A 13,211-nucleotide genomic window follows, 5' to 3' on the forward strand; every position below is an offset into this window, starting at 1 on the left:
CTAGGGTTTCATCCCGAGTGCTTTAGTATAGCCCTCCAGTTTTACGTTATTTTTAAATTTCATATTCTCGAGAAGTTCGTTAAGCGCTGCTTTCACCTTTTCTTGGTCAGGTCTTGCCTCGCGAATTTTCTCAAAGGAACTTCTGTCTTTTTTCGTGTACTCTACGATCAAGTCCCAGTCTTTCGGTTTTGGAATGTACACCATCCCTGCTTTGGGAACCATCTTTTTATAGGGCCAAAACGTCCATCCTATATTGTTCTCTTCAAGTGTGATTCGAAATTTCTCTACCCATTCGTCTGTGTTCTCTCCGGTCTCTCCCATAAACATGGGCAAGTTCACTTTCTCTCTGAAATCAAGAAAATCCTGAATGTCTTTCTTGTCCGTTCCACTCCAATAACGATGGGGCGTATACACTAAATTGCGGTCAAACTTCCAATCTTTAAAAACTGAAAAATTACTGTTCCACTGAGCGCCTCCCAGAATTAAAATATGGTTCTTATCCACTTTTCTAATTTCTGCAGCGGCTCTTTTGTATAGAGGTTCAAGCGCCGTGTTCAAGACTCCATAATCCTTTTCGAAGTAATGGGCAATAGGTTCATTTAATAAATCATAGCCCAGAATGCTGGTCTCGTTTTGGTAGCGTGCGGCAATTTGCTTCCAGATGTCTACGAATTGATCTTGATACGCTTTTTCAGTAAACAACCAAGGATACCCGTAACTATCGTCTATATTATCTCCTGTTTGTCCCCCTGGAGCCACGTGCATATCTAAAATTACATAGAGGTCATTTTGCTTGCACCATTGGATTACCTCATCCAAAATTTCAAAACCATCTTGCTTCCCCGTCAGTCCCAGATAATCCTCGTCGGTAAATTGCTTGTAATGGAAGGGCACACGAACGGTATTCATTCCTGTGGATTTAATGTATTTAATATCCTCTTGAGTGATGTAATTCTTTTTGAATTTTAGCCAAAATTCTTTCGTGAATTCAGGACCTACCATTTCACTAAAGGCCTGATTAATTAGGCGGTAAGAAGACACTTGTTCAAAGAAAAACATATAGCCTTCTGGGTTCAGCCAGTTTCCCACATTGGTTCCTTGAATTAAAAACTTCTGATGGTCTGGTGTATACAAATTCTGCCCATCTACATAAATGTAGTTGGTTTTAAGCGAGGGTTTCTGCGCAGCTGCAAAACAAAAACACAAAAGGAAACTAACTAAGTAAGCTTTAAAAGTGATCGATTGAGTCATAAATAAATTGATTTAAGACGTAATATATAACTTATTTCTCAAAATGAGACTATAGAATTTCAATTTCAGGAATGAGTCCAAATTGGGAAAAATGATGAGTGAAATGCTTTTGATGGAAAAGCTCCCACATTTCCTTATTAAGGAGTCCAAATTTCGGATGCCCCTTTTCCGCCTGAGGATTTTCTTTGTAATAAATTTGATACGCCGTAAAAGCCTCCATAAATTTCTCTTTAGCCTGTTCTAGGTTTTTGTATTTCAATTCAGCAAGACCTTCTGGTGGAAGTCCCGGGTATTTAAGGCCTTTACGAATCGGACTAAATCGGTAAAGCCAATCTCTTAACTCCTCAATCATTTCCTCGGATTCTGACGTATCTCCTGCTATAATTTCACCGGTTGACATTCTTAAAAATTCTTCCAGATGTTCTAACATGTGCTGGGCTTTCATTTCCCCCCATAAAGGCTCACGCTCTGGAGAAAGACCCGATAGTAACTCTTTGATTGCATCGCGATTCAGAGAAACAAACGGCGATTTTTTGGCCACCAAAGTTAAAATTGTGGCTACACAAACAACTTCCTCTCTTTGATTCACGACTTCCACAAGCCATTTAACGACTCCTGACGGAACATTTCGGCCTTTTACGCCTCTGTTAACCTTTTCTTTAGCCGTCAAATACACTTGGATGGTATCTCCTGCGTACACCGGCTTAAAGAAATTTGCATTCTCAAGTCCATAATTGGCAATGACCGGCCCTTTTTTCCCTGATACGAAAAGTCCTGCTGCTGCAGATAAAATAAAATACCCGTGCGCCACGGTTTGATCGAAGATCGTTCCGCTCAAACTTGTTTGATCCGTATGAGCGTAAAAATGATCCCAGGATACGTTTGCAAAATTGACAATATCGGCCTGAGTCACAGTTCGGCCCTGAGTTTCTAAAGAATCGCCAATCTGAACCTCTTCAAAATAGTTTTGAAAGGGATGCTTGTCGCTCATCATTCGTTTTGCTCCTGGTGCATGGATTTTGGTAATTGCACGAAGCATATCCGGAGATCCTTGAATTGCCGTTTTTTGAAGGAAAAAGTGGAGTCCATTCAAACCTCCTAGTTCTTCTCCTCCTCCCGCTCGGCCCGGTCCTCCATGGTTTAGTGTCGGAAGCGGAGATCCGTGTCCGGTCGCCTCTTTTGCATTGTCCCGATCCAAAACATAGATTCGTCCATGGGACGAAGCCATTTTTACAGCCATCTCACTAACAAAAGATTCGCTATGAGAGACCACGGAACCCACCAAACTACCTTTTCCCATTTTCGCTAGCGATACCGCCTCGTCGATATCCTTGTAAGGCATGAGGGTTGAAACCGGTCCAAAGGCTTCTACTTCATGGGAAATCGTATTTGTAAAAGGATCTACATTAAGGAAAACTTTCGGAGTCATAAATGCACCCGTATCAAAATCAGCATCTAGCAAACTGTGCTTTCCGTCGTAGATTAATTCTGTTTTTTCTTTTAAGAGCTCAATTCGAGATTCAACCTCGCGTCTTTGCTCTTTTCCAACTAGGGCTCCCATTCTCGTTTCTCGGTTCAGAGGGTTTCCAATTTTGACTCGATCAAGAGACTGAGTAAGGGCTTCTTGAACGGACTTAAGTTGCTCCTCAGGAACTAAAATTCGTCTCACGGCCGTACATTTTTGACCGGCCTTGGTCGTCATTTCTCTTTGAACCTCTTTAATAAACAATTCAAACTCTGGAGTTCCTACTTGTGCGTCCAAACCAAGAACCGAACAATTTAAACTATCGGCCTCCATATTAAACCTTACCGCCTGCCTAGAGATACTCGGCAGAGTCTTTAGGTATTTCCCAGTCGAGGCGGATCCCGTAAAGAGAACACTGTCTCCGTCTTGAACATGCTCTAAAATAGCACCCGGCTCTCCACAAACGAGCTGCAAGGCTCCCTTAGGGAGGACTCCACTTTCAATTATATCTGAGAAAACCGCATGGGTTAAATAACAACCCGGTGTTGCAGGTTTTACTACACTCGGAACTCCCGCCAAAAGAGAAGTTGAGAGTTTTTCCAGCATTCCCCAAACGGGGAAATTGTACGCATTGATCTGAACCGAAACCCCTTCACTTGGAGTTAAAATATGGGTTCCTAAATGAGTCCCATTGGCAGAAGTCTTTTGCACTTCTCCATCTACCCAAAAAGGTGTATTGGGCAGCATTCTCTTAGCAAGCCCTGAATAGGTGAAAAAGGTTCCAATACCGCCTTCAATGTCTACCCAAGAATCCGCATGGGTGGCTCCGGTCTTGTAGGACAGTTCATAATACTTTTTCTTGCGATCCAAAAGATAGATTGCAATCTTTTTCAGCATTTCTCCTCTTTGGTAAAAACTTAATCGAGACAAATTTCGGTATCCGGCATGGCGTGAAAACTCCAAGGCCTCTTCAAAATCAATCCCATCCGTATCGGAAATTGCGATTAATTCACCATCCACAGCGCTAAGAAGTTCAATACCTTCGCCTGCTCCCTCAACCCATTGGTCTTTGATATAATTTTTTAATTTCATTTTTTCTCTTCTTATAATTCTGAAACTTTCTTTCCAATTTTATACACGGTTCCTCGAAAACTCGCCACGAGTACTTGGTTTTGGTTTTTTACTTCAATTTCATAGATACCCGTCTTTCTTGTTTCGTGAATTTGCCTACTTTCTGCTCTAAGCACATCCCCGAGCTTTACTTGTTGCGTAAAATTAATATGGCAACTAAGTGCAACACTTGCTTCGTTCAAATTGTTGGACGAAAGAGCAAGAGCACTGTCAGCAAGAGAAAAAGTAACGCCTCCATGCACGGTACGAAGTCCGTTAATCATCTCGCTTCGAATTGGCATTTCAAGTAGGCAATAATGATCTCGCACTTCTAGGAGTTCAATCCCCAACCATTGGGAAAAGAAATCTTGAGCGAGCATTTTCGTAGCATTTTCTAATGAACTTGACATAGTGAAAAGTGTAAGGAAGTGTTAGTGTAATTTTGCAAGATCTTGAAGCAAGGGACTCGAACGGTAACGTTCTTCTTGATACCGAATGTACAATTGATTAAGAGTATCGTGCAAGGTTTTATACCCAATTTCTTTTCCCCAAGCGAGGAGTCCTTTGGGATAGTTCACGCCGCGAAGCATAGCCAGTTCCAAATCTTCATCGCTTGCTACTTGAAGACGCTTGGCTTCAAGGGCTTCATTTACGAGCATGGACAAAATACGAAGAAAGATAGCCTCTGCCTTTGAGCCCTCCAGACTTAGGGTCGATGAAGACTCTTCTCGTGGATATGAATAAAAGCCTCTTCCTGTTTTGCGACCTAAGCGCTTGGCTTCACTCATGCGCTGTTGCAAGAGTGAGGGTTTGTATTTTGGATCGTAAAAGAAATCCTGATAAACACTTTGCGTCACGGCAAAATTCACATCAATCCCGATTAAATCCATCAGTTCAAAAGGTCCCATTCGAAATCCTCCTTTGGACTTCATAACAAAGTCGATTTCCTCTGGCGTTGCGAGGTTTTCTTCCACAAGGCGAAGGGCCTCTCCGTAAAAAGGTCTTGCAATGCGGTTGACAATGAAACCCGGAAGATCTTTTGCAATCACAGGCTCCTTCCCCCAACTTCTTAAGGTCTCAACGAGCTCATCCGCTAGCGTGGGCTCGGTTAGTAAACCCGGTATAATTTCCACGAGTGGCATTAGAGGAGCAGGGTTGAAAAAATGGATACCTACAAACCTCTCTGGATGTTGCAAAACCGAACTTAAGGAGGTAATGGAAATCGAGGAGGTATTGCTTGCGAGTATGCAGGAGGTAGCCACTTCATGTTCCAGTGTTTTGAAAACTTCTTTTTTGATCTGCGCATTCTCCACAATCGCTTCGATGATCAGGTCACAAGATTTTAATTCGGACAATTCAGATACTTGCTGAAGTCTTTGGAGCATTTGCTTTTTGCTCTCTTCTTCTAGCTTGCCTTTTTCGACCATACGGCCTAATTGACGATCCAATCCTTCGATGGATTTTTGCATTTGATCTGGACTCGTGTCGTACATAAAAACTTTACTCCCTGCGGCAAGAGCTACCTGTACAATTCCAATTCCCATGGCCCCTGCGCCGACGACGCCCACTTTTTCAAATTTCCTCATTCTTACCTTTTACCTTCCTTTAAAATCAGGTTCTCTTTTGTTTATAAATGCGTTGACTCCTTCACTAAAATCCTCGGACTCGGCCGCGACTTGTTGCAAAATACCCTCTACGTCTAATTGTTCTTTTAATTTATTCTCAAAGGATTCATGAAATGCCTTTTTTGTAAGCCCAATTGCTTTGGTTGGAAGATTGCAAAGGGACTCTAAAATTTCCATGGATTTCAGTTCAAACTCGTCCTCTTCAAAAACTTCTTGTGTGAGCCCTAAGCTAAGTGCGTAATCTGCATCTATTTTTTTACCTGTAAAGGCTAAATAACTAGCCATCTGTGGACCTACCAGTTTGGGCAAATAATAGGTGGCTGCTGTATCAGGTATTAACCCGATTTTCACAAAAGCAAAGGAAAAATAGGCCGCTTTGCTACAAAGTGAAAAATCACATAGGATAGACAAACTGGCTCCAGCACCTACGGCAGCACCATCCACAAGAGCCACAATCGGCTTTTTGCACTGCGCAATTTCTTTGACAAGTGGATTGTAATATTCAATTATAAAGCGCTGAACGCTTCTTTCGTTTTTTATGTCACCAAAACTTAATGCTTCTTTTAAGTTTTGCCCAGCACAAAATGCTTTTCCCTCTCCCTTGACGGCAATGCAACGAATCTGATCGCTTTTGCTGGCTTCTTGGACCGCATGCTTAAGTTCTTGAAGCATTTGCATGGTAAGACTGTTATAGCTTTGCGGCTGGTCTAAGACCAAAAGCAAAAGCTTCCCTTCAAAATGAGTCTCAGTTCTAATTTGTGAAAATGTCATAGTAATGAAATTTAATATTTGTAGCTCAACTTGAAGGAATCCGATCCCGTACAAGGTCTCGCTAATGGCATTTAAAATAATCAAATGGCTCTAAGCAATCTAAACATTGATAGGTCGCTTTGCACAAGGTCGATCCATATCGACTGAGTTGCTCGGTATTTCTCGAAGAGCATCTTGGACAAGGTTTGCTTGTATGCAAATGAGATAATTCAGCTCCTTTTTCAGGTGGAAGAATTCCATATTCTAATAATTTTTCTCGTCCTCGGTCGCTAATCCAATCCGTAGTCCAAGCGGGCGAGATGACATTTTTCACCTCCGCTAAGATTCCATGACACTTAAACAAAGCTTCAATATCCTCCTTAATGGTAAACATCGCTGGACAGGCGGAATAGGTGGGGGTAATCTCTATTTCTACGTGCGTGTCCGAGGAAATTGAAACGCGCCGAACGATTCCCAGATCGACAATACTAATCACCGGAATTTCTGGATCTGGAATCTCCTCAAGTAGAGTCGTAATATGTTGGGGCGTCATCTTCATGGATTCAAACTTCATTTAAGGTGGATTACCATTCACAACCCGGATAGGCTCTTTGCATGTATTGGAGTTCACATAAGATATAGCCGAAATGCTCCGTATGGACTCCCTTCCGACTTCCTTTTTGCATAAATTCATTCTCCGGAACCTCCAGTCCCAATGTACTAAAATCCTTAGCAAGTTCAAGCGACCAATTGGATTTCAATTTGTGGCGATCGGCCGCTAAGTTCAAATCAGAAAGATTTTGTTCTCCTTGCGTCTCATCAAACAGTCCTCCCGTATATTCCCAAAGATTCTCTAGCGCCTGAGCCAATCGTTTCTTACTTTCTGAGGTTCCCTGTTGCATAATCTCGAGCCACATACGGGCGTGAGAATAATGGTAGCGGACTTCTTTCAGGGATTTCTCAGCGATTCCAGCTAAGCTGGCGTCTTCGCTTGACAAAAGAGCCGTATAGAGTTCTTTCTGATACAGAGCAAAAAAATAAACCTTCAAAATCGTTTGTGCGTAGTCGCCATTGGGAAGCTCTACGAACTGAGCGTTTAGATACTGGCTCTCATATCTCAAAAAAGCGAGGTCATCCGGAGTCTTTCCGTTTCCATTGAGTTCCGACGCGTACGAGTAAAGATGATTGCTTTGTCCTAAATAGTCCAGGGCAATATTTGTCAGGGCAATGTCCTCTTCCAAATAGGGACCCTTCCCACACCATTCGGCGAGTCTTTGTCCCATGATAAGGGTATCGTCTGCAAGCTTTAATAAATAGTTCTTCATTGTTTTCATTTAGCGTAAGAATTCGAAGGGTTAAAATCCCTCATTCTTACGTAATTACATGTTTTTTACATCGTTCGGGATTTGATAAAAGGTCGGATGACGGTATAATTTATCGTCTGCAGGATCGAAAAAGGATTCTTTGTCTACGCCTTCACTGGTAAAAACATACTTACTTGGAACCACCCATAGGGAAGTCCCTTCTTTTCTTCTTGTATATACATCGCGCGCATTTTGCAATGCCATTTCCACGCTTGCCGCCTGTACGGTGCCGGCGTGTTTATGCGAAAGTCCGGGCTTGGTTTGAATAAACACTTCCCATACATCTAACTGACTCATCGTAAACTTTTTTCAATATTGATATTACTAGCTGTTCTGCTTTTTTGAAAACTCGCTCGCGGCTTCTCGCAGCCACGCATTCTCATTCCATGCTTTTTGTTTGGTTTCTAGGCGCTTTTTGTTGCACGGTCCATTGCCCATTAAGACTTCCGTAAATTCATCCCAAGGCAATTCAGAAAATTCATAATGCCCTGACTCTTCGTTTAGGCAAAGGGACGGATCCGGAATCACAAGACCTAAGAATTCAGCCTGGGGCACCGTGACATCGACAAAACGCTGCCTTAAATCATCGTTGCTTTCGCGTTTCACGCGGTAATTCATTGATTTTTGTGAATTTGTCGAATCCTTATCGTTTGGTCCAAACATCATTAGCGCGGGCCACCAAAAGCGATTCAGCGCCTCTTGGGCCATTTGCTTTTGCTCCTTGGTTCCTCGGCATAAAGTCATTAAGATTTCATAGCCTTGTCTTTGGTGAAAAGATTCCTCCTTACAAATCCTGACCATGGCTCTTGCGTAGGGACCATAGGAATTCCCCATCAGCATGACTTGATTCATGATGGCTGCACCGTCTACCAGCCAACCAATGGCGCCTATATCCGCCCAACTTAAAGTTGGATAATTAAAAATACTCGAGTATTTTGCTTTCCCACTAAGCATGTCCAAATAAGTAGAATCCCTGTCTGCTCGAAGGGAGCCATCGTTTAGAGTTTCGCTTGCTGCATAAAGATATAGTCCATGACCTGCCTCGTCTTGAATTTTGGCCAAAAGTGCCATTTTTCGTCGTAAGCTAGGTGCCCGGGATATCCAATTGGCCTCTGGCAGCATTCCCACCACTTCCGAATGCGCATGTTGCGAAATTTGCCGCACGAGTAATTTGCGATAATCTTCCGGCATGACATCCTTGGGTTCCACTTTATTTTCTTCCTGTACATAATGTACAAATCGTTCTAAATCCATCTTCGTTTCATTTTATTACGCGATACTCCAATCGTCCTTCACGTACAAACCCAATTTTCCGTCGACAAACTCGCCCACGACAAAGGTGATGGTTTTGTAATCTCCTCGTATCTCGTATTCATTAAAAAAGTAAGGCTGCCCTTCGGTAGGACCCCAAACTTCAATTTTTCTATCGGTGCAATGCCAATAATGGTTCCAAATATTCAACCCCTCGACTTTGTATTCTTTATCCACTTCAATTAGGGATGCAAATTTCCACTCGCTCATGATTAGACTTCTTTTATCGTTAAACTTACTACACGTCGTAATTTAACATCACAACGTTTGTGACGGGATGCGCTTGACAGGTGAGAACAAACCCGTTTTCCACCTCTTGCTCGGTAAGGGCGAAATTCTTTTCCATAAAGACTTCCCCTTCCAATACCTGGGCTTTGCAAGTGCAACAAACGCCTCCTTTACACGCGAACGGCACGGGCAGTTGATCTTTTAAAGCCTGGTCTAAGATACTGTTTTTCTTTGAATTAAGATGAAAGGAATACTCATCGTCATCTATAATAACGGTGACCATACTCTCAATATTAGCAATGGCTTTGAATTCCTCACTCATCTCTGAACTCCCTTCTTCGTCAGGAGGTGTATAGTATTCATAAAGCACTTGCAAGGAAGGTACTTTCTTCTCCGTTTTTAAATAGGTAGAAATGTCTTTAATCATTTCACTGGGTCCACAAAGAAAATAGGTACTCTCAGAAATTGGAATCTCGTCGTATTTTTCAAGCAGCGCTCCTAATTTTGAGGAGGTGATCCGACCCTCGAACAATTCGCCCTCCAAGTGACGCTCTCGAGACAGAAGGTAAACTACTTTTAGCCGACCTTCAAATTGCTTTTCTAGCTGCTCAAGTTGTTCTTTAAATAAAATATGATCATAGCTTCTGTTGCTAAAAAAAAGGAATGCACGCGATTCAGGCTCTTGATAAAGTGCTTCTTTCAAATTGGAAAGCACCGGTGAAATTCCACTTCCCGCAGCAATCCCAATATAATGCTTCTGGTTGCTCGGATGATAATGGGTATAAAAATGCCCTAAAGGAGGCATAACTTCCAAGGAATCACCTACTTTTAGATGCGTATTCAAAAACCCAGAAACTCTCCCCTCATCTAAATGTTTGATAAGAACTTCGAGCTCCGAGTTGTTTTCAGACGGTGCATTGACAATCGAATAGGATCGACGAAGATCCTCCCCGTCTTGAAGAATTCGAAGGGTCAGGTATTGACCTTGTTTGAATCGATAAAGAGGCGCAAGTGAACTTGGCACTTCAAGCGATAGGTGAATGCAGTCGTTTGCCTGCCGTGACACTTGGGTCACTTTTAGAGAATGAAAATGATGCATAATAGGTAAATTCAGTTCCTTTGAGGAACTAAACAAATATAAAAAAAAAACCTAATCTGCCCGTTTCAAAACAACCTCCTTACAGTCAGCTTTTTATACGAAATAAAGATTTCTACTTTGCTCCTGCTTCCACAAGCGATGGGCATAGAAAACAGACGGTCAATCGACTGTGAATGTCTTCAACCACCAGCTCGATCTGTGGATTCTCTGCATCCATTTTGGCAAAACAGGGTGGTGGCAATACAGAGAATCTCAGGCTGTTTACGGAAAATAATTACAAGGAAATTTCGGTAAAAATGGCCTAAAAACTTGCAAATCAATTTTAAAATACGGTAAAAATGACCACATTATTTAATTTGAACGCTTTTTGATGGAGTCTTTGCAAACAACACCAATACCAAATGAATTTAAACCAATTTACCGTCAAATCCCAAGAAGCGATTCAAAAGGCGCAGCAGATCGCGATGGAATTTGGACACCAAAGTATAGAGCCTCAGCATTTGCTTGAGGGCATTTTGCAAATCGAGGATTCCATTTCTTCTTTTCTTATGAAAAAATCAGAAGTGGAATTAACTCTTTTGAAACAAAGAAATAGAGAAAGCTTAGAATCGATTGCGAAAGTGGAAGGAGGCAGTCAATACCTTTCTAATACGACGACAAAAATCTTGATGGAGGCGGCCAACCTTGCCAAAAAAATGGGAGACGAATTTGCGACCCTAGAACATTTATGGTTAGCCCTTTTGGAGGTGAATTCCAGTGTCTCAAGTTTACTAAAAGACATGGGCGTTCGAAAATCTCTTCTCGAAGGTGCCATTAAAGAATTAAGAAAAGGCACCACGGCCAATTCCGCAAGTGCGGAAGATTCCTACCAAAGTCTAAGCAAATACGCGAAAAATTTAAACCAGCTAGCCAGCGAAGGCAAATTAGACCCGGTAATTGGACGAGACGAAGAAATAAGAAGAGTCCTTCAAATACTTTCGCGAAGAACCAAAAACAACCCGATTCTCATTGGGGAACCTGGCGTAGGTAAAACAGCCATTGCCGAAGGGATTGCTCACCGAATCATCAACGGCGATGTACCTGAAAACTTGATGGACAAAACCCTATTTTCGCTGGATATGGGCGCGTTAATCGCGGGTGCAAAATACAAGGGAGAATTTGAAGAAAGACTCAAAAATGTGGTAAACGAAGTCACTAAGTCTGACGGACAGATCATTCTGTTCATCGATGAGATTCACACACTTGTTGGCGCAGGGGGTGGCGAAGGCGCTATGGACGCCGCCAATATACTTAAGCCTGCACTGGCAAGAGGAGAATTAAGAGCTGTGGGAGCCACCACCCTTAACGAGTACCAAAAGCACTTTGAAAAAGACAAAGCCTTAGAGCGAAGGTTTCAAAAAGTTCTTGTTCAAGAACCGGACACCGAGTCGGCTATCTCCATTCTGAGAGGGATTAAAGACAAATACGAAGCCCATCATAAGGTTCGAATTAAAGACGAAGCGATTATTGCCGCTGTCGAACAATCTCAGCGGTATATTTCGGATCGATTTCTACCGGACAAGGCTATCGATTTAATTGATGAAGCCTCTGCAAAGCTGCGAATGGAAATCAATTCAAAACCTGAGCAGTTGGATGTCTTAGACAGAAAACTAATGCAAATGGAAATTGAACTTGCAGCCATTTCTAGAGAGAGTAATGAGATACAAATTCAACACTTGAAAGAGGACATTGCTAAGCTAAGCGATGAACGTAACGAAATCAATGCAAAATGGTTGGCAGAGAAACAAAAATCCGAAGATCTCACAGGTATCAAAAAAGAAATTGAAACCTTGAAATTAGAAGCCGAACGTGCGGCTCGGGTTGGAGACTACGGAAAAGTCGCGGAGATTCAATACGGTCAATTGCGAGAAAAAGAAGAGGAACTTAAAACCTTGGAGCTCGAAATGCAAAACCACCAAAATGAACTCATTAAAGAGGAAGTGACAGCAGAAAACATCTCCGAGGTGATTTCCAAGTGGACCGGCATTCCTGTGACAAAACTTTTGCAAAGCGAACGAGAAAAACTTTTGCACCTAGAGGACGAACTGCACAAGCGTGTGGTAGGACAACACGAAGCCATTGAGGCCGTTGCGGATGCCATTCGTAGAAACAGAGCAGGACTTAACGATGAAAAAAGACCAATCGGAAGTTTTCTTTTCTTAGGTTCTACCGGGGTTGGGAAAACAGAATTAGCCAAAGCTCTGGCCGAATTACTCTTTGATGACGAAAGTAACTTGACAAGAATTGACATGAGTGAGTACCAAGAGCGCCATTCGGTGTCAAGACTCGTGGGAGCGCCTCCAGGCTACGTCGGCTACGACGAAGGCGGTCAGCTTACAGAGGCTGTGAGAAGAAGACCCTACTCTGTCGTACTCCTTGATGAAATTGAAAAAGCGCACCCTGACGTCTTTAATACTCTTTTGCAAGTACTGGATGATGGAAGACTTACCGACAACAAAGGACGGGTGGTTAACTTTAAAAATGCGATTATCATCATGACTTCGAATTTAGGTTCGCCCCTCATTCAAGAAAACTTTGCCACGCTAGATCAACAAAACCACGAGCAAGTGCTTGAGAAAACCAAAGACGAAGTCTTTAGCCTTTTAAAACAAACGTTAAGGCCTGAATTCTTGAATCGGATTGACGAGATCGTTCTTTTCCAACCTCTGAACCGACAAGAAATTGGAAAAATTGTTCAGTATCAACTTAGAGGGCTGAATCAAATTTTGGAGCGAAAAGGTATATACCTTACGGCAACCGAGGATGCAGTGGATTACATCTTAAACAAAGGGTACGATCCTGCGTTTGGTGCAAGACCTCTAAAACGAGTATTGCAGCAGGAAGTTTTGAATCGACTTTCCAAAGAACTCCTTGCGGGCACCATTAAGGACGGGGAGAGAATCACGCTCGATTATTTTGAAGAAAGTGGTCTTATCTTTCGACCTACCGAACAGTAATGCAACTTGCTC

13 protein-coding genes are annotated in these 13,211 nt (G+C 42.4%); 2 read left to right on the forward strand and 11 right to left on the reverse strand.

What is annotated here, in order from left to right; all coding sequences use genetic code 11:
* The 11 genes from ACX3PU_RS08735 to ACX3PU_RS08785 all read right to left on the reverse strand — a co-directional run bounded on the left by ACX3PU_RS08735 (position 1) and on the right by ACX3PU_RS08785 (position 10,203).
* On the reverse strand, positions 1 to 1,251 hold the full coding sequence (locus ACX3PU_RS08735; protein WP_459084637.1) for a glycoside hydrolase family 5 protein: 1,251 nt from the start codon (positions 1,249 to 1,251) through the stop codon (positions 1 to 3).
* A gap of 49 nt (positions 1,252 to 1,300) precedes the next feature.
* Complete coding sequence (gene paaZ / locus ACX3PU_RS08740) at positions 1,301 to 3,808, reverse strand: phenylacetic acid degradation bifunctional protein PaaZ (RefSeq protein WP_459084638.1); 2,508 nt, start codon at positions 3,806 to 3,808, stop codon at positions 1,301 to 1,303.
* 11 nt (positions 3,809 to 3,819) lie between these two features.
* Positions 3,820 to 4,236: a PaaI family thioesterase gene (locus ACX3PU_RS08745; RefSeq protein ID WP_459084639.1), complete on the reverse strand. Its 417-nt coding sequence runs from the start codon at positions 4,234 to 4,236 to the stop codon at positions 3,820 to 3,822.
* A gap of 21 nt (positions 4,237 to 4,257) precedes the next feature.
* Complete coding sequence (locus ACX3PU_RS08750) at positions 4,258 to 5,412, reverse strand: 3-hydroxyacyl-CoA dehydrogenase NAD-binding domain-containing protein (RefSeq protein WP_459084640.1); 1,155 nt, start codon at positions 5,410 to 5,412, stop codon at positions 4,258 to 4,260.
* Between the two features lie 9 nt (positions 5,413 to 5,421).
* Positions 5,422 to 6,222 (reverse strand): enoyl-CoA hydratase/isomerase family protein, encoded by an 801-nt coding sequence (locus ACX3PU_RS08755; protein ID WP_459084641.1) that lies wholly within the window; start codon positions 6,220 to 6,222, stop codon positions 5,422 to 5,424.
* A 61-nt stretch (positions 6,223 to 6,283) separates the two neighbouring features.
* Positions 6,284 to 6,775, reverse strand: a complete 492-nt coding sequence (gene paaD / locus ACX3PU_RS08760; protein ID WP_459084642.1) for a 1,2-phenylacetyl-CoA epoxidase subunit PaaD — start codon at positions 6,773 to 6,775, stop codon at positions 6,284 to 6,286.
* 10 nt (positions 6,776 to 6,785) lie between these two features.
* Positions 6,786 to 7,526 carry a 1,2-phenylacetyl-CoA epoxidase subunit PaaC gene (gene paaC / locus ACX3PU_RS08765; RefSeq protein ID WP_459084643.1) on the reverse strand — a complete coding sequence of 247 codons (741 nt, stop codon included), beginning with the start codon at positions 7,524 to 7,526 and terminating at the stop codon, positions 6,786 to 6,788.
* Between the two features lie 54 nt (positions 7,527 to 7,580).
* Positions 7,581 to 7,862, reverse strand: a complete 282-nt coding sequence (gene paaB, locus ACX3PU_RS08770) for a 1,2-phenylacetyl-CoA epoxidase subunit PaaB (protein ID WP_459084644.1) — start codon at positions 7,860 to 7,862, stop codon at positions 7,581 to 7,583.
* Between the two features lie 27 nt (positions 7,863 to 7,889).
* A complete protein-coding gene (paaA, locus tag ACX3PU_RS08775) occupies positions 7,890 to 8,819 on the reverse strand; it encodes a 1,2-phenylacetyl-CoA epoxidase subunit PaaA (protein WP_459084645.1) in 930 nt (309 codons plus the stop codon).
* A 15-nt stretch (positions 8,820 to 8,834) separates the two neighbouring features.
* Positions 8,835 to 9,086 carry a hypothetical protein gene (locus ACX3PU_RS08780; protein WP_459084646.1) on the reverse strand — a complete coding sequence of 84 codons (252 nt, stop codon included), beginning with the start codon at positions 9,084 to 9,086 and terminating at the stop codon, positions 8,835 to 8,837.
* Positions 9,087 to 9,114: 28 nt separating this feature from the next.
* Positions 9,115 to 10,203: a 2Fe-2S iron-sulfur cluster-binding protein gene (locus tag ACX3PU_RS08785; RefSeq protein WP_459084647.1), complete on the reverse strand. Its 1,089-nt coding sequence runs from the start codon at positions 10,201 to 10,203 to the stop codon at positions 9,115 to 9,117.
* 173 nt (positions 10,204 to 10,376) lie between these two features.
* Between ACX3PU_RS08785 and ACX3PU_RS08790 the strand changes: the two genes are divergently transcribed.
* Positions 10,377 to 10,508, forward strand: a complete 132-nt coding sequence (locus tag ACX3PU_RS08790) for a hypothetical protein (RefSeq protein WP_459084648.1) — start codon at positions 10,377 to 10,379, stop codon at positions 10,506 to 10,508.
* A 96-nt stretch (positions 10,509 to 10,604) separates the two neighbouring features.
* Positions 10,605 to 13,199, forward strand: coding sequence for an ATP-dependent chaperone ClpB (gene clpB, locus ACX3PU_RS08795; RefSeq protein ID WP_459084649.1), 2,595 nt, complete (start codon positions 10,605 to 10,607; stop codon positions 13,197 to 13,199).
* Positions 13,200 to 13,211 lie beyond the last annotated feature (12 nt).

Source organism: Chryseobacterium sp. A301, assembly GCF_054489425.1.

Excerpts from the sequence above, each read along its gene's own strand:
- ACX3PU_RS08735 (WP_459084637.1), bottom strand. The coding sequence starts at position 1,251 with ATGACTCAATCGATCACTTTTAAAGCTTACTTAGTTAGTTTCCTTTTG.
- paaZ (WP_459084638.1), bottom strand. The coding sequence starts at position 3,808 with ATGAAATTAAAAAATTATATCAAAGACCAATGGGTTGAGGGAGCAGGC.
- ACX3PU_RS08745 (WP_459084639.1), bottom strand. The coding sequence starts at position 4,236 with ATGTCAAGTTCATTAGAAAATGCTACGAAAATGCTCGCTCAAGATTTC.
- ACX3PU_RS08750 (WP_459084640.1), bottom strand. The coding sequence starts at position 5,412 with ATGAGGAAATTTGAAAAAGTGGGCGTCGTCGGCGCAGGGGCCATGGGA.
- ACX3PU_RS08755 (WP_459084641.1), bottom strand. The coding sequence starts at position 6,222 with ATGACATTTTCACAAATTAGAACTGAGACTCATTTTGAAGGGAAGCTT.
- paaD (WP_459084642.1), bottom strand. The coding sequence starts at position 6,775 with ATGAAGTTTGAATCCATGAAGATGACGCCCCAACATATTACGACTCTA.
- paaC (WP_459084643.1), bottom strand. The coding sequence starts at position 7,526 with ATGAAGAACTATTTATTAAAGCTTGCAGACGATACCCTTATCATGGGA.
- paaB (WP_459084644.1), bottom strand. The coding sequence starts at position 7,862 with ATGAGTCAGTTAGATGTATGGGAAGTGTTTATTCAAACCAAGCCCGGA.
- paaA (WP_459084645.1), bottom strand. The coding sequence starts at position 8,819 with ATGGATTTAGAACGATTTGTACATTATGTACAGGAAGAAAATAAAGTG.
- ACX3PU_RS08780 (WP_459084646.1), bottom strand. The coding sequence starts at position 9,086 with ATGAGCGAGTGGAAATTTGCATCCCTAATTGAAGTGGATAAAGAATAC.
- ACX3PU_RS08785 (WP_459084647.1), bottom strand. The coding sequence starts at position 10,203 with ATGCATCATTTTCATTCTCTAAAAGTGACCCAAGTGTCACGGCAGGCA.
- ACX3PU_RS08790 (WP_459084648.1), top strand. The coding sequence starts at position 10,377 with ATGTCTTCAACCACCAGCTCGATCTGTGGATTCTCTGCATCCATTTTG.
- clpB (WP_459084649.1), top strand. The coding sequence starts at position 10,605 with ATGAATTTAAACCAATTTACCGTCAAATCCCAAGAAGCGATTCAAAAG.